Origin of the sequence: Micromonospora tarapacensis (assembly GCF_019697375.1) — a bacterium.
Classification (GTDB): Bacteria; Actinomycetota; Actinomycetes; order Mycobacteriales; family Micromonosporaceae; genus Micromonospora; species Micromonospora tarapacensis.
Genome location: NZ_JAHCDI010000004.1, coordinates 2,134,932 through 2,150,730 on the forward strand (window position 1 = coordinate 2,134,932; position 15,799 = coordinate 2,150,730).

Genomic DNA, 15,799 nt, shown 5'->3' on the forward strand with positions numbered 1-15,799 from the left:
GCATCCTGGCCGGCGCACCGGCCGGCGCGGCCACCGGCGCTCCCGGCCGGCCGGGACCGGAGGCGCCGCCCGGTGGTGACCCGGGCCGCCCTCGATCCGGCGCTGGTCGCCGGCCGCGGCGCCCGGGTCGCCTTCCGGGAACAGGAGGCGGAGAACGCGGTGACCAGCGGCGAGGTGATCGGCCCCGACCGCACGGCGTACACGCTGCCGTCGGAGGCCTCCGGCCGGCGGGCGGTGAAGCTGCGGCCCGGCCAGCACGTCGAGTTCACCCTGCCGGCGGCGGCCAACGCGATCACCGTGCGCTACAGCATTCCGGACGCGCCCACCGGCGGCGGCATCACCGCGCCGCTGGACGTCTCGGCCAACGGCAAGCGCCTCCGCACGATGACGCTGACCTCCCAGTACGCCTGGCTCTACAACCAGTACCCGTTCACCAACGACCCGGACGCCGACCTGCTGCACCCGGACTGGTGGATCACCGAGTGCTCCTGCGTCCCGGCGCAGACCACGCCGTACCCGAGCATCACCAAACCGTTCCGGCCCAGCCACTTCTACGACGAGCAGCGGCTGAGGCTGGGGCGCACCTACCGGGCCGGCGACCGGATCCGGCTGACCGTGCCGGCCGGCAGCAACGCCGCCTGGACGGTCATCGACCTGCTCGACTCCGAACTGGTCGGGCCGCCGCGGGTGCGGCTGCGCGCCGCCAACGTGCTGGCCTTCGGCGCCGACCCCACCGGCCGCCGCGACGCGGCTCCCGCCATCGAGCGGGCGATCGCCCACGCCAAGCGCAAGAAGCTGCCGGTCTACCTGCCGCCGGGCACCTACCAGGTCAACCGGCACATCATCGTCGACGACGTGACGATCGAGGGTGCCGGCAACTGGTACACGATCATCCGGGGCCGCGAGGTCGCCCTGCCCACGCCCGCACCGGACGGCTCGGTGCACACCGGCGTCGGCTTCTACGGCCGGGACGCCGCCGACGGCGGCAGCCACAACGTCCACCTCTCCGGCTTCGCCATCGCCGGGGACGTCCGGGAACGCATCGACACCGACCAGGTCAACGGGATCGGCGGGGCGCTCAACGACTCCACCATCGACGGGCTGCACATCCGGCACACCAAGGTCGGCATCTGGCTCGACGGCCCGATGCGCAACGTGCGGATCACCGACAACATCATCGTCGACCAGATCGCGGACGCACTGAACTTCCACACCGGCGTCACGGACTCGCTGGTGGCCAACAACTTCGTCCGCAACACCGGCGACGACGGGCTGGCCATGTGGTCGGAAGCCACCGCCAACGCCCGCAACACCTTCGACCACAACACGGTGCAGTCGCCGGTGCTCGCCAACGGCATCGCGATCTACGGCGGGAGGGACAACACCGTCTCGAACAACCTGATCGCCGACCCGGTCCGCGAGGGCAGCGCCATCCAGATCGGCTCCCGGTTCGGCGCGGAACCGTTCACCGGGCACCTGCGGATCACCAGCAACACCACCGCCCGCGCCGGCACGTACGAGCTGAACTGGAACATCGGCCTCGGCGCGATCTGGTTCTACGCCCTGGACCGCAGCATCGACGCCCGGATCGAGGTGACCGGTGACGCCTACCTGGACAACACATACAACGCGATCATGCTGGTCAGCGAGTGGGCGGTGAAGGACCTGTACTCGATCAGCAACGTGCATTTCCGGAACATCCGGGTCGACGGCACCGGCACCTCCGTGGTGAGCGCCCGCACCGCCGGATCCGCGTCCTTCCAGAACGTCGACGCCCGCCACGTCGGCGCGGTCGGGGTGAACAACTGCGGCTCGTTCGGCTTCACCCCGGCCGGCTCGGAGTTCGGCCTCACCGACCGCGGCGGCAACGACGGTGGCTGGCTCGCCGACTGGCAGCTGCCGAACACCGTCACCTGCGACGACCGGCCGCCGGTCGTACCGCCGCCGCCGCCGGCCCGCTGGTGACCGCGACGTTCACCGATGTGCCGTACGGTGGAACGATGACGGACATCGTGGCCCCGATCCGCCGGGTGTGCCTGGGCCTTCCCGAGGTGAGTGAGCGCCTCAGCCACGGCACCCCCGCCTGGTTCATCCGGGGGAAGAAGTCGTTCGCGCAGGTCTGGCCCGACGGCCACCACCAGAACGAGTTCCCCCACCTGTGGTGCGCCGCACCGCCCGGCTCGGCCGCCGAGCTGATGGCGGCGAGTCCGGAGACGTACTTCCGGCCGCCCTACGTGGGGCATCGGGGCTGGGTCGGCGTACGCCTGGACACCGGCATCGACGAGGCCGAGCTCGCCGAGGTCATCGAGGACGGCTATCGGGTGGTGGCGCCGGCGACGCTGCTCGCCCGGCTCGACGCGAACTCGCCGGGGCGGTGACCGGCGGCGGGCCCGACCGGAAGGTCGGGCCCGCCGCCGGGTGTCAACCCGTCACTGGAAGGACACGTCGTCGAGGTAGAAGCTGTCGGTGCCGGCCGCCGTCTCGACGTAGAGGCGGGCGTTGGACAACGTGCCACTCCACGACACCGTCGCCGTGCCGGTGAGCTGGGTCCAGCCGTTCGCGTTCGCCGTCACCGACGGTGCCAGTTGGAGGTAGCTGGTGGTGCCGTCGGCGGTGACCGCCAGGGTCGGCCGCACCGAGGGGGTGCCGTTCTGCGACCGCACCCAGAGCGTCGTGGTGTACGTCCGGCCGCTGGTCAGCACCGAGGTCACGTCCTGGCTGGGCCCGTTCCACGACCCCGTCCGCCCGGTGTGCAGCAGCGAGCGTGAGCCGCTGCGTACGACGTTGGTGTCGGCGGTCAGCGTGCCACTGCCGAACACCGACCACCCGGTCGTGCCGCTCTCCATGGTGCCGTTGGTCACCAGGTTCCCACCGGCGCCGCCGGTGAACCGCCAATTGTTGACGTTGAACAGGTAGCCGCTGCCGCCGGTGAAGCGCAGGTGGAGATCGCGGGTGCCGGTGGCGCCGCTGACGTTGCAGTTCGTGTCGGTCCAGTTCTGCCAGCCGCCGGTGCCGGCCACGACGCAGGTGCCGACCAGCGGACCGGAGGTGCTGTCCAGGCGGAGCTCGATGGTGCCGCCGCTGGTGCCCGAGGCGACCCGGGCGGTGAAGGACGAGGCGCCGGTGCCGAACGCGGCCCCCTTGACCCGGATCCAGTCGCCGTTCTCGATCCAGCCGACGTTCATCCCGCCCTCGCTGGACGGTTCGGTCTCGATGCCGCTGGCCCGGTCGATGGTCTCGGCCTCCTGGGTGGCGTACGGGTTGAGGGTGCCGACCTGGGGTGGGCCGGCGGTCGTCATGTTCATCGTCGGGATCGATCCGTCGGCGTTGTAGGAGAACCGTTCCACCGCTACCGACCGGGTGTAGCCACCGCCGCCGGGCAGCGCTCCGTTGTGGTAGAAGAAGTACGAGTTTCCGGCGAAGTCGATGACGCCGGGGTGGTTGGTGAAGCTGCCTCCCTGCCGGGGCATGACCGTTCCGCGATAGGTCCACGGCCCGGTCGGGCCGGGTGCCGTGGAGTAGCCGATGAACTCCGAGCAGCACTCCGCGGCGAAGACGTTGTAGTAGACGCCGTCGCGCTTGTAGACCCACGGCCCCTCCTCGTAGAGGGTCGGCCGGCTGGAGTTCCCGGTGCGGGTGCCGAACCCGGCCGTGGTCAGCGGGATCTGCGTCAGCCCGCCGGAGTAGGAGATCATGTCGGCGTTCAACCGTACGTACCACAGATTCGGGTTACCCCAGTACAGATAGGCTTGGCCGTTGTCGTCGATGAAGGCGTGCGGATCGATCTCACCGTTGCCCAGCAGGGGCCGACCGAGGGCGTCCCGGAACGGCCCGGTCGGGGAGTTGGACACCCCGACGCCGATCACCATCTGCCCGTTCGATCGCTGCCGCACCGGCACGTACCAGTAGAACTGGCCGTTGCGTTCGACGACATGGCCGGCCCAGGCGTTCGCGTCGGCCCAGCTGAACGTGCCGAGGTTCATCGGTACGCCGTGATCGGTCCAGTTCACCATGTCCGCCGACGAGAAGACCCGCCACTCGTTCATGGTGAAGTACGTCGACCCGTCCTCGTCCCGGCCGGTGTACATGTAGACCCGGCCGTTGTGCACCAGCGGGGCCGGGTCGGCCGTGTAGACGTGTTGGACGATGGGGTTGTCCGCCTTCGCCGGGGCGGCGAAGAACGTCGCCAGCATCAGCGGAACCATCAACCAGGCGACCGGGCGCCTGGATCTGACGCTGCTCAGCAGCGAGGACATGAATTTCACTGTGGACTCCTGGGTGGTGGTGCGCTCGCGGGACGCGGCCGGCGGACGGCAGCAGGAGAACGGCTCGGCGTACCGACTTCGGCGGCGTGCGGAGGCCCGATGCCCGGCGGCGCGAGGGCAGGCGATGTTAGCGCCAACATCACCTGATCGGCGGTCTCACCAGTGCTGGTGTGTGTCTCGCGGGGCCGGCAGCCCGGGGGTGGGACGAACACCCGCCGGCACCGAGGAAAAGCTAACATGTGAGCGATCACATAGACAAGGACGACTCGGTCGGCCATCCCGTACCCGATCATCGCGGACCTCGGGATGCGGCGCGGCCGTGCCCGTTCGCGAGACTTCGATGCACTCGAATATTGCAGGATCGTTTCGATACGTCGTAAGCTGCCGTGGGAGCGCTCCCGGTCGTCCCGTCCGATGTCACCGGAGTGCCGTACCACCACCCACCACGACGCAGATTGCGACGGTCCACCATGAAGCATCCTCCGCGCCGCCTGCGGCGCCTGCTGATCGCAGCCGGCGCCGTCGGTGCGTTGACCCTCGGCGTGCTGACCGCCCTGCCCACCACGAACGCGATGGCCGCGACCGGCTGCTCGGTGACCTACACGACGAACAGCTGGTCCGGCGGGTTCACCGCGAGTGTCACCATCACCAACGTCGGCGACGCGCTCAACGGCTGGACGCTCGGGTTCACCTTCCCCGACAGCGGCCAACGACTCACCCAGGGCTGGTCGGCCACGTGGAGCCAGAGCGGTGCGTCCGTCACCGCGCGGAACATGAGTTGGAACGGCTCACTGGCCACCGGCGCCAGCACCAACATCGGCTTCAACGGCAGCTTCACCGGCGCCAACCCGTCGCCGACCTCGTTCAGCCTCAACGGTACGGTCTGCACCGGATCGACCTCGCCGACCACTCCACCGCCCACCACACCCCCGCCCACCACACCCCCGCCGACGACCCCGCCGCCCACCGGGCAGACCCCGGTTGCCGTCAACGGCCAGCTGCGGGTCTGCGGGGTCAACCTCTGCAACCAGTACGGCCGGCCGATCCAGCTGCGCGGCATGAGCACCCACGGCATCCAGTGGTTCGGCCAGTGCTACAACGACGCGTCCCTCGACGCCCTCGCCACCGACTGGCGCTCCGACCTGTTCCGGATCGCGATGTACGTCCAGGAGGAGGGCTACGAGACCGACCCGACCGGCTTCACCAACCGGGTCAACACCCTGGTCGAGGAGGCCACCGAGCGGGGGATGTACGCGATGATCGACTTCCACACCCTCACGCCGGGCGACCCGATGCACAACCTCCAACGAGCCAGGACGTTCTTCGCCGCCGTCTCCGCCCGGCACGCCGCGAAGAACAACGTGATCTACGAAATCACCAACGAGCCCAACGGGGTCAGCTGGTCGACCATCAAGAACTACGCCGAGCAGGTCATCCCCGTCATCCGGGCCAACGACCCGGACGCGGTGATCGTCGTGGGTACCCGGGCCTGGTCCTCGCTGGGGGTCTCCGAGGGCGCCAACCACACCGAGATCGCGAACGATCCGGTGAACGCCAGCAACATCATGTACGCGTTCCACTTCTACGCGGCGTCGCACAAGGACAACTACCGCGCCGAGGTGGAGCGGGCCGCCGCCCGGCTGCCACTGTTCGTCACCGAGTTCGGCACCGTGGACTACACCGGTGACGGTGCCGCCGACCTGACCAGCAGCGGCCAGTGGCTGGATCTGCTGGACCGGCTGAAGATCGGCTACGCGAACTGGACGTTCTCCGACAAGGCCGAGGGCAGCGCGGCGTTGCGGCCCGGCACCTGCAACGGCAGCAACTACACCGGCACGTCCGTGCTGACCACCTCCGGTGCCTTCATGCGTGAGCGCATCCGCACGCCGGACAACTTCCCGACCAGCTGATCCGAGCGCACCACCACCCTGCGGCCTCGGCGGGACACCGCCGGGGCCGCGGTGCGCGCACCGCGGGTCGCCGCGAGAGATCAGCACCGCGACAGGAGGTCACGGTCACCTCGGCACGCGCTGTCGGGCTGAACCGTTCGCGCTATCACCGGCCGGAGCGCCAGCAGCGGTGATCCGTCTGCGCGGTCAGCTCGACAGGCGACGCCGGCAGCGACACACCGCGCAGCCACTCAACCGGGCATCGGGCCGATCAGCGAGTCGGCGGGGCCGGTGGAACCCGCCGGATACTCCTGCAACGGCACCGTGCCGCCCTTCCAGGCGGTCAGCACCGGATCGACGATGCGCCAGCACTCCTCGGCGACGTCGCTGCGTACCGACAGGGTCGGATCACCCTCGAGGGCTCCGCGCAGCACCTCACCGTACGCCGGCAGGTCACCGGGACCGAAGCTCGCCGCCAGGTTGACCTGTTCCAGCTCGAACGGGTTACCGGGACCGTTGATGTTGAGGTCCAGGCAGAGCCGGTCCGGACCGAAGCCGATCCGGAGCCGGTCGGGACGCTCGTAGCCGGTCAGGCCATCGGGCACCCGGGCCGGCTGCTTGAAGGTGATGATCGCCTCCTTGCGGGCCTGCGCCATCGCCTTGCCGGAACGCAGCCGGAACGGCACTCCCGCCCAGCGCCAGTTGTCCACGGTGACCGCGATCTCGGCCAGCGTCTCCGTTCCCCGGGCCGGGTCTACGCCCGACTCGTCGACGTAACTCGGCAACCGGCGCCCGCCGACCTCGCCCGCGCCGTAGCGGGCCCGGCGGCTGGCGACGACCGGATCGTCGTGCCACAGGCCGGTGGCCCGCAGCACCTGCGCCGCACGCCCCCGCAGTTCCAGGGCCTGCAGGGTCGGCGGCGGGTCCATCGCGAGCAGTGCCAGCACCTGGAGCAGGTGACTCTGCACCATGTCCACCAACGCGCCGGCACCGTCGTAGTAGCCGGCCCGCCCCTCCAGGCCGAGAGTCTCGTCGAAGACGATGTCCACGCAGGCCACGTGTGCGGAGTTGAGCAGCGGCTCGAAGATCCGGTTGGCGAACCGCAGGCCGAGCAGGTTCAGCACCGTCGACTTGCCGAGGAAGTGGTCGATGCGGTGAACCTGGTCCTCCGGCACGATCGTGTCCAGCAGCTCGTTGAGTGAACGGGCCGAGATCCGGTCGACGCCGAACGGCTTCTCCAGCATCAGCCGAGTGCCGGGCGGCACTCCGATGCGGGCCAGCGCGGCGGCCGACCGGGCGGTCACCAGCGGCGGCAGGGCGAAGAAGATCACCAACGGCCCGGCGCACTCCCGCAGCAGCCGCCGCAGGTCCTCCTCGCGCGTCACGTCGGCGGACACGTACCGCGTCTCACGTACCAGCTCGGACTCCGCGGGGCCGTCCGCGCCGACCGTGGCGAAGGAGTCGGCCACCCGGCGGCGCCACCGCTCGTCGTCCCAGTCGTCCATGCCGCTGCCGAGCAGCCGCAGCCCGGGGACGGCCCCGCTGGCCACCAGCCGGCCCAGCCCGGGCAGCAGCAGCCGTCCGGTCAGGTCGCCACTGGCACCGAGCACCAGCAACGTCTGCCGTACCCCCGTGGCGGCGGCGGGATTTCCGGAGTCGGTCGCGCGGGCACTCGGGCTTGACGTCGTCATGCCACCACCTTGCCCTGTCCCGGCGACGGGCCGGCAGCGGACCCCTCGAAACGACCGCCGTGCGCGCACCGCTCCGGTGCCCGCGCGGATGGTGACAGTCGTGGGCGTCGGGCTGGCGCGGCGATCTTCGTGTGGCAGGCTGGTCTCACCGCCGGCCGGACGACGCCGGCGGCGTGCCGACCCTGCGAGGAGACGATCGATCCGATGGCTGCGGACGTCACCACCACCGACGAGTGGCAGGCCCTGCGCAAGCACGCCGACGAGATCCGCGGGACCCGCCTGCGGGACCTCTTCGCCACCGACCGCGACCGGGGCGAACGGTTGACCGTCGAGGTGGCCGACCTCTACGTCGACTACAGCAAGAACCTGGTCACCGACGAGACGCTGCGGTTGCTGACCGCCCTGGCCGAACGGGTCGGGCTCGCCGAGCGGATCGCCGACATGTTCTCCGGCGCCCACATCAACGGCACCGAGGACCGGGCCGTGCTGCACACCGCGCTGCGGCTGCCCCGCGGGGCCACCCTCACCGTCGACGGGCAGGACGTGGCCGCCGACGTGCACGCCGTGCGGGAGCGGATGGCCGGGTTCGCCGAGAAGGTGCGCTCGGGGCAGTGGCGCGGGCACACCGGCGAACGGATCCGCACCGTGGTCAACATCGGCATCGGCGGCTCCGACCTCGGGCCGGTGATGGCGTACGAGGCGCTGAAGGCGTACCGCGACGGCGGGATCAGCTGCCGCTTCGTGTCGAACATCGACCCGACCGACATCCACGACACCACCGCCGACCTGGACCCGGCCAGCACCCTGTTCGTCGTGGTGTCGAAGACCTTCTCCACCCAGGAGACCCTGGCCAACGCCCATCAGGCCCGCCGCTGGCTGCTGTCCGGGCTCGGCGCGGACGCCGACGCGGTGGCCCGACACTTCGTCGCGGTCAGCACAAACGCTCAGCGGGTGCGCGACTTCGGCATCGACCCGGCGAACATGTTCGGCTTCTGGGACTGGGTCGGCGGCCGGTACTCCCTACCCTCGGCGGTCGGCCTGTCGGTGCTGCTGTCCATCGGACCGGCGCGGTTCGACGAGTTGCTCGGCGGCTACCACGCCGTGGACGAGCACTTCCGCACCGCGCCGCCGGCCCGCAACGCGCCGGTGCTGCTCGGGCTGCTCAACGTCTGGTACGTCAACTTCCTCGGCGCGCAGACCCACGCGGTGCTGCCGTACTCGCAGTACCTGCACCGGTTCCCGGCCTACCTCCAGCAGCTGACCATGGAGAGCAACGGCAAGTCGGTACGCACCGACGGCCGGCCGGTGTCGTACGACACCGGGGAGATCTTCTGGGGCGAGCCCGGCACCAACGGCCAGCACGCGTTCTACCAGCTGCTGCACCAGGGCACCCGGCTGGTGCCGGCGGACTTCATCGGGTTCAGCGAACCCAACCACGACATCGGCGAGATGCACGACCTGTTCATGTCGAACTTCTTCGCGCAGACGGCGGCGCTTGCCTTCGGCCGTACCGCCGAGCAGGTCGCGGCCGAGGGCACCCCGGCGGAACTCGTGCCGCACCGGGTGATGGCCGGCAACCACCCGACCACGTCGATCGTGGCCGACCGCCTCACTCCGGCGACCCTCGGGCAGTTGGTCGCCCTCTACGAGCACATCGTCCTCACCGAGGGCGTGATCTGGGACATCAACCCGTTCGACCAGTGGGGCGTCGAGCTGGGCAAGGTGATGGCCAACCAGCTCGCCCCGCTGCTCACCGGCGACCGGGCGCAGCTCGACGACCTCGACTCCTCCACCGCCACCCTGATCGGCCGCTACCGCGCCCAGCGACGGCGGGACTGAGATGTTGATCAAGAAGTGGGTCAGGACTGCCGGGTCAGGCCGACGATGGCCGCCAGTCGCGCCACGTCGGCCGCTGCCGGCCCGCACTGGATGATCTCGGCGAGGAGGGTACGGGCGACCGGGCGGCTGCGGACCTCGGCGGGGGCGATGCGGTCGCTGTCGAGCAGCGCGTGCCCGGCTTTGGTGGAGTCGCCGGTGAGAGGTCATTGTGCGCTGGTCCTGCCTGAGCGAGCGGTGATCAACCAAAGTCCGGTCGCCAGCCGATAACCGGTGCCGGCCGTGCGGAACCGTTCGAGCAGGCGGCCCAACCCGGCCCGGGCCTGCTCCTGGGTGGTGGGTTCGGCGTCCCGATAGGCCGCGCCGGCAGGGCCCATCTCGATGGGCCATTCGGTGACCACCGCCGGGTCGTCCGGGGCGTCGAGCGTGACGTCGTACGGGTGGATGCCGATGTCGGTGAAACCGGCGGCGGTGAGCAGGCGGGCCGCCCGGGCCGGATCGGCGAATGCGAAGGGGCCTGGCTCATCGCCGACCGGCAACGGCGGCAACGGTCCCAGGTGGGAACCTTGAGGACCGCCGCCGCGGCATGGCGATGTTCGCCGCCGATCTGACGGCCACCGGCGAGGTTCGGGTGAGTCAGGAACGGGCCGCCGATGTGCTGTGGCTCGCGCAGGATGTCCGCAACTACGACTGGCTGGTGCACGAGCGCGCGTGGCCGGTCGAGCAGTTCGAGCGGTGGTTCGTGGACAGCGTCGCCACCGTGCTCGGTGCGCCCGACTGACCACGCCTCCGTGCCCCGACTCGGATTGCGCAGACCAGCGCCCAAGCGGTCCTGACAACCACTTGCGGCCATGTATTGGATCGGCGACGGCCTTGATTGCCGAGACAGGGAATCGGTGCGCCGGAGCAATTCCTTGGCTACCTGGTCTGCCGGCGCCGGATGTCAGCGGAACGGCAGTTGTTGCCATCGCCGTGCCCAACAGGAGCACTGAAGTGATCTTCGGTGTCATGGTGCCGGCCCCGCTCGAAGGGTTCGAGTACATCCACGACCTCCGCGATCAAGGCGATCTGATCGGTGCGTCGATCATGCAGTTGTGGTCGCCGTTTTGCCCTGCTCCACCCCCTCTGTCAGGTGCCACAACTGCATGATCAGCGGGAGTGGGTGGGGCCGGCAGGCGATCTGTCATGCAACTGTCATCCAACCGTGCGGTCGACTCCAAGGTCGTTGCGCAAGGTAATGGTCGATCGGGACGGCGCGTCGGATCACCGGCGTCGACGACGACGAAGGAGACCGCTGTGGTGATGCCGTGGCCCTGGCCGATGCCTGACGACCACTCCTTCCGCGCGGTCTGGGACGAGCCACAGAACCACGACGAGGATGTCCGCCTCGCCGCCCTGGTCGCCCAGCGGCTCAGCGCCGACTGGACGACCCGCCGGCAACAGATCACGGTGATGGTGCAGAACCGGGTCGTGATCCTCACCGGCCTGGTCGGCAGCGCCGAGACCCGCCGCGCAGCCGCCGAGTTGGCCTGGGACGTCGCGGGCGTGGCGGACGTCTGCAACGCACTGCGGCTCGCCGGGCCCCGGCGCGGTCGCCGCTGAACTCCGGCCCGTCCGCAGCGCCTGGCACCGGCGTTGCGGACGGGCCGGACGCGACTTCCCGGCCGGCCGGCGCAGGCTCGGATCGCCGCGCGGGTCTGCGGTGCGGGCAGAGCGGACAGCGGTGTGCCGGCGCAGCACCGGGTCAGTTGCGGGCGCTCTCCGTGGCCGCGACGGCGGGGCGACCTTCGAGTCGCGCGAGCGCGGCGGCGTGGCTGTCCTCGACGGGGAACACCTCGTCGAGGCGGGTGACCCGCAGGACCTGACGGATCAGCGGCGAGGTCGCCACCACGCAGAGCAGCGCGCCACGCTCGACGGCGCCGCGATGCGCGCGGGCGAGCAGCCCCAGGGCGGTGGAGTCGACCAGGTCCGTCCGCGCGAGGTCCACCAGGACATGCCCGCCCATGTCTGCCGCGTGCCGCAACGCCATCCGCAGCGTGTCGCCGGTGTCGAGGTCGATGTCGCCGGCGACGGTCACCACGGTCACGTCACCGAGGTGCTCGATGCCGAGGATGCCACCGGGCACGCCGCCGGACACCGGGTCCAGGCGGGTGCAGTGCGCGCAACGGTGCGGGCCGTCGGCCAGCGGGGAGCCGCTCCAGCCGTGCTCGGACACCAGCGGCCACACCACCTCGCCGTCGGAGGGCACCCGCGGCTCGGCGACGGTGTCACCGCAGTTGTCGCAGGTCAGGGTGACCAGATGATCGTCCAGGACGACGGCCATGGCGTGCTCCTTTCCCAGGTCGGAGGGATCGGCCCCCACCCTGCCGGCGCCAGGTGGCGGGCACCGCGCGGACACATGACGGTTGGGTGACGAACAGGCTTCCTGCTGCTGCGGGTCGGATGGACGACGGCCGGCTTCGCTGCCTGGACTGCCCACCGACGAACCGGTCGGCACGCTGGAAGTGGTGCGCCGGTTCCGGGCCGTACGCCCTGTTCCGGACCCGCATCGACGCCGGGCCGGTGCTGCTCCGGCCGTGACCACCGGCACCTCTATCGGGTGGTCGTGACACCCGGTCGGGGTGCCCCGCCGAGCACCACGCGTAGCGTCGAGGAGCAATGCCCACGAGGTGAGGAGCGGGTCGTGACCGAGCCGGAGGAAGAGCGCGAGAAGAGCGCGAAGACCGATCCGGTGCTGTTCTCACCCGACGGCGACCCGCATCACAACCCGGCCCAGGCGCCGCAGCCCGACGAGCACCTGCCGGTGACGTACACCCACGACGGTGAGACCGATGTGGTCGACGGCGACCAGTAGCCTCACCCGGGCGACCGGGCACCCAGGGCGGCGGCCAACTCGTCGTCGTAGGAGGCGAGCGGGCGCCCGTCGGCGGAGTAGGCAACCAGCCGCCCATGGACCATCGTCGCCGATCGGAACGAGAAGGTCCGCACGCCCGGGTAGGCAGCCAGCAGCGGGATGTTCCGGGGTGGGCCGCCGGGTGCGGAGTGGTAGTCGAGGCGGGCCACGTGATCGGCGACCACCCCGTTGACGCGTACCTTGGTCTTCTCACTGCGGGTGGCGAAGGTGACCGGGGCGCCGGTGCCGAAGCGGGCGCACTCCACCGGCCCCCGGCAGGCGAAGAAGTAACGCGGGTTGACCACGTCCTCCAGCCGGTAGGCCTTGAAGGTCGGATCCGCGCCGGCGGGCAACGGCTGCACGGCGAAGAACGCCAGCACGCCGAGGGACGCGACGCCCGCCCGCAGCCAGCCGCGGCCGGCGGTCGCCGGACGGTCCGCCCGGCCGGCAACGACCGCGGCGGCACCGAACCCGGCGACGCAGAGCGCGCACACGCCGAGGGTCCGGGCGTTCTCGAACAGGAACTGCACGCCGGGCCGGGTCGAGATGGGACCGAGCAACACACCCAGCGAGAGCACCATGCTCGCCATCAGCGCGACGCCGGCCACCCGTCGGGTCGTGCCGGCCGTACCGATCAGCAGCATCGCCGCCAGCACCGTCCACACCTGGTGGTGCGTCCAGGACACCGGGGAAGCGGCCACGGTGGCGCAGCCGACGAGCACCGCGGCGTGCCCGGATCGACCCTGCCCGGCCAGCCGTCGCGCCCGCAGCAACGCCAGCGCGCAGACGACGGCCACCAGGGCGGCCCAGACCAGTGGTAGGGACCGCTCGTCGACGCCGAGGCGCAGCAGCATCCCGTGCACGGACTGGTTGCCCAGCGAGGCCAGGTTGCCGATCCGGGAGGTCTGCGCCACCGTGCCGGCCCAGTAGGTCAGGCTCTCCGCGGGCAGGACCACCAGCGCCAGCGCCCCGCAGGCGAAAAAGGCTCCCGTCGCGCGGGCCGCGTCGCGGTACCGGCCGCAGACCAGGAAGTAGCCGACGAACAGCAGCGGGGTGAGCTTGATCGCCGCCGCCACCCCGACCAGCACCCCGCGTACCCGCGACGGCCGCCCGATGCCGTCGAGCAGGGCCATGAGCACGATGAAGATGCTCACCTGGCCGAATCGCAGGTTGCTCTGCACCGGCGCGGAGACCATGAGCACCGCGGCGACCAGGGCGGGTCCGCTGGATCTCGCCGGGCCGGGACGCGACCCGGACGGCAGCCGAGCGGCGCGCCCCGCCGCCAGCGTACGGCCGACCGGCACCGCGATGGCGACCACGGCCACGCAGGTCGCCGCCAACCACAGCCCTTCGGCCACGCCGAGCGGCACCATGGTGATCGGCCACAGGACGAGGGCCGCGAACGGCGGGTAGGTGAACGGACCCCCGTTCGCCGCCACGTACCCGTACAACGGGCGCCCGGCGCGCAAGTCGGTCAGCGCGCCGTAGTAGATGTGCAGGTCGGACAGCCGGTCCGCGCGTCTGAGCACGAGGGCGATGGAGACCACCACGGCCAGCACGAATCCCACCCACAACAGCACGACCCGGTGATCCCGCATGGACAAAGGATAGGAGGGTCGCCGTACGGCCCGGGTGCCCGGCGGGCCGCTCGCCGCGGACCCGACACCGCTCGCCGCGGACCCGCCGCCGCTCGGCGCGGCTCCGCCCACGCGCCCTGTCAGGCACTCTCGAACACCACGACAATCATCAATGTTCCTGAGCCGGACGAGGTAGGGCACCGGGCAAGCCCTCGATTGGAACGACGCTCTGCCCACTTGCGTCCGGAGGATCTGTGCAATGAAAAAGGCGATCAGACTGTGGTGCGCCGCGCTGGCGACCATCGCCCTGACGGCGCTGGCCGCGCTGGCGGTCCCGACACCGGCGTCGGCGGCGACGCTGACCGAGGTGACCAACTTCGGCACCAACCCGAGCAACCTGCGCATGTACCTGTACGTGCCGGACCGGGTCGCACCCCGGCCGGGACTCCTGGTGGCGGTCCACTACTGCACCGGCACCGGCCCGGCGATGTACTCCGGCACCCAGTTCGCGTCCCTGGCCGACCAGTACGGCTACATCGTGATCTACCCGTCGGTGACCCGCAGCAGCCAGTGCTTCGACGTGTACTCGCAGCAGGCGCTGCGCCGCGGCGGCGGCAGCGACCCGGTCGGCATCATGTCGATGGTGGACCACGTCCGGGCGCGGTACTCCGTCGACCCGGCCAAGATCGCCGTCACCGGCGTCTCGTCCGGAGCGATGATGACCAACGTCCTGCTCGGGCTCTATCCGGATGTCTTCCGCGCCGGAGCCGCTTTCGCGGGTGTGCCGTTCGGCTGCTGCGCCACCACCGGCGGCTCCGAGTGGAACAGCGAGTGCGCCAACGGGCAGCTCACCCGGACCCCGCAGCAGTGGGGTGACCTGGTGCGCAACGCGTACCCCGGGTACACCGGCGCGGGGCCCCGGATGCAGGTCTGGCACGGCACGAACGACGAGGTCCTGCGCTATCCGAACTTCGGTGAGCAGATCAAGCAGTGGACGAACCTGCACGGGCTGAGCCAGACCCCGACCTTCACCGACAGCCCGCAGCCCGGCCACACCCGCACCCGGTACGGCGGTTCGGGCGGCAACGCGCCGGTCGAGGCGATCAGCATGCAGGGCGTGTCGCACAACCTGCCGGTCAACGCCGCCCAGGCGATCCGGTTCTTCGGTTTCGACGGCACGACCCCCACCCCCACGCCAACCCCCACCCCCACACCGACCCCCACCCCCACACCGACCCCGACTCCCACGCCCACCACGCCACCGCCGACGACGCCGCCGGGCACCGGCTGCCGGGTCGGGTACGTGGTCAACGCCTGGAACACCGGACTGACCGCCCAGGTGACCATCACCAACAGCGGCACCACGGCCGTCAACGGCTGGAGCCTGGCCTTCACGCTGCCCGGTGGGCAGACCATCACCAACGGCTGGAACGCCAGCTACTCCCCGACCGCCGGCGCGGTGACCGCCCGTAACGTCTCCTACAACGGCACCCTCGGCCCCAACGGGTCGGTCAGCCTCGGCTTCCAGGCCACCCACACCGGCGACACCGGTCGTCCGGCCTCGTTCACCCTCAACGGCAGCCCCTGCGCGGTCGCCTGATCCCACCCGGCACCGGTGCCCGCGTGGCCTTCCGGCCGGCGGGCACCG

14 protein-coding genes are annotated in these 15,799 nt (G+C 70.8%); 9 read left to right on the plus strand and 5 right to left on the minus strand.

Annotated features, from left to right (window positions below; all coding sequences use genetic code 11):
* The first annotated feature begins 72 nt into the window (after positions 1-72).
* Together KIF24_RS15680 and KIF24_RS15685 are read left to right on the plus strand one after the other, a co-directional pair.
* Positions 73-1,965 (plus strand): glycosyl hydrolase family 28-related protein, encoded by a 1,893-nt coding sequence (locus KIF24_RS15680; RefSeq protein WP_221084663.1) that lies wholly within the window; start codon positions 73-75, stop codon positions 1,963-1,965.
* 35 nt (positions 1,966-2,000) lie between these two features.
* Positions 2,001-2,378 carry an MmcQ/YjbR family DNA-binding protein gene (locus KIF24_RS15685; protein ID WP_221084664.1) on the plus strand — a complete coding sequence of 126 codons (378 nt, stop codon included), beginning with the start codon at positions 2,001-2,003 and terminating at the stop codon, positions 2,376-2,378.
* A gap of 51 nt (positions 2,379-2,429) precedes the next feature.
* On the opposite strand, the gene KIF24_RS15690 is transcribed toward KIF24_RS15685, so the two are convergent.
* Entirely contained in the window at positions 2,430-4,256 is a 1,827-nt protein-coding gene (locus tag KIF24_RS15690; protein ID WP_221084665.1) for a family 43 glycosylhydrolase, read from the minus strand.
* 479 nt (positions 4,257-4,735) lie between these two features.
* Between KIF24_RS15690 and KIF24_RS15695 the strand changes: the two genes are divergently transcribed.
* Positions 4,736-6,175, plus strand: coding sequence for a cellulase family glycosylhydrolase (locus tag KIF24_RS15695; RefSeq protein ID WP_221084666.1), 1,440 nt, complete (start codon positions 4,736-4,738; stop codon positions 6,173-6,175).
* A gap of 230 nt (positions 6,176-6,405) precedes the next feature.
* Here KIF24_RS15695 and KIF24_RS15700 read toward each other — a convergent pair whose 3' ends face one another.
* Entirely contained in the window at positions 6,406-7,845 is a 1,440-nt protein-coding gene (locus tag KIF24_RS15700; protein ID WP_221084667.1) for a glucose-6-phosphate dehydrogenase, read from the minus strand.
* A gap of 204 nt (positions 7,846-8,049) precedes the next feature.
* Here KIF24_RS15700 and pgi point away from each other — a divergent pair, with 204 nt between their 5' ends.
* The gene (gene pgi / locus KIF24_RS15705) at positions 8,050-9,684 is read left to right on the plus strand and encodes a glucose-6-phosphate isomerase (protein WP_221084668.1); all 1,635 of its coding nucleotides are present in this window, start codon (positions 8,050-8,052) and stop codon (positions 9,682-9,684) included.
* A 203-nt stretch (positions 9,685-9,887) separates the two neighbouring features.
* Here the strand turns inward: pgi and KIF24_RS15710 are convergent, their stop codons facing one another.
* Positions 9,888-10,220 carry a hypothetical protein gene (locus tag KIF24_RS15710; RefSeq protein ID WP_221084669.1) on the minus strand — a complete coding sequence of 111 codons (333 nt, stop codon included), beginning with the start codon at positions 10,218-10,220 and terminating at the stop codon, positions 9,888-9,890.
* Between the two features lie 47 nt (positions 10,221-10,267).
* Here KIF24_RS15710 and KIF24_RS15715 point away from each other — a divergent pair, with 47 nt between their 5' ends.
* Together KIF24_RS15715 and KIF24_RS15720 are read left to right on the plus strand one after the other, a co-directional pair.
* Positions 10,268-10,462 (plus strand): hypothetical protein, encoded by a 195-nt coding sequence (locus KIF24_RS15715; RefSeq protein ID WP_221084670.1) that lies wholly within the window; start codon positions 10,268-10,270, stop codon positions 10,460-10,462.
* 521 nt (positions 10,463-10,983) lie between these two features.
* Entirely contained in the window at positions 10,984-11,283 is a 300-nt protein-coding gene (locus tag KIF24_RS15720; protein WP_221087384.1) for a BON domain-containing protein, read from the plus strand.
* A gap of 142 nt (positions 11,284-11,425) precedes the next feature.
* On the opposite strand, the gene KIF24_RS15725 is transcribed toward KIF24_RS15720, so the two are convergent.
* Positions 11,426-12,004 carry an STAS domain-containing protein gene (locus KIF24_RS15725; protein WP_221084671.1) on the minus strand — a complete coding sequence of 193 codons (579 nt, stop codon included), beginning with the start codon at positions 12,002-12,004 and terminating at the stop codon, positions 11,426-11,428.
* An 86-nt stretch (positions 12,005-12,090) separates the two neighbouring features.
* Here KIF24_RS15725 and KIF24_RS15730 point away from each other — a divergent pair, with 86 nt between their 5' ends.
* Entirely contained in the window at positions 12,091-12,261 is a 171-nt protein-coding gene (locus KIF24_RS15730; RefSeq protein ID WP_221084672.1) for a hypothetical protein, read from the plus strand.
* Positions 12,262-12,364: 103 nt separating this feature from the next.
* Positions 12,365-12,535 (plus strand): hypothetical protein, encoded by a 171-nt coding sequence (locus KIF24_RS15735; RefSeq protein ID WP_221084673.1) that lies wholly within the window; start codon positions 12,365-12,367, stop codon positions 12,533-12,535.
* Positions 12,536-12,537: 2 nt separating this feature from the next.
* Here KIF24_RS15735 and KIF24_RS15740 read toward each other — a convergent pair whose 3' ends face one another.
* The gene (locus tag KIF24_RS15740) at positions 12,538-14,172 is read right to left on the minus strand and encodes a glycosyltransferase 87 family protein (protein WP_221084674.1); all 1,635 of its coding nucleotides are present in this window, start codon (positions 14,170-14,172) and stop codon (positions 12,538-12,540) included.
* Positions 14,173-14,410: 238 nt separating this feature from the next.
* Here KIF24_RS15740 and KIF24_RS15745 point away from each other — a divergent pair, with 238 nt between their 5' ends.
* Positions 14,411-15,751, plus strand: a complete 1,341-nt coding sequence (locus KIF24_RS15745; protein WP_221084675.1) for an extracellular catalytic domain type 1 short-chain-length polyhydroxyalkanoate depolymerase — start codon at positions 14,411-14,413, stop codon at positions 15,749-15,751.
* Positions 15,752-15,799: the final 48 nt, after the last annotated feature.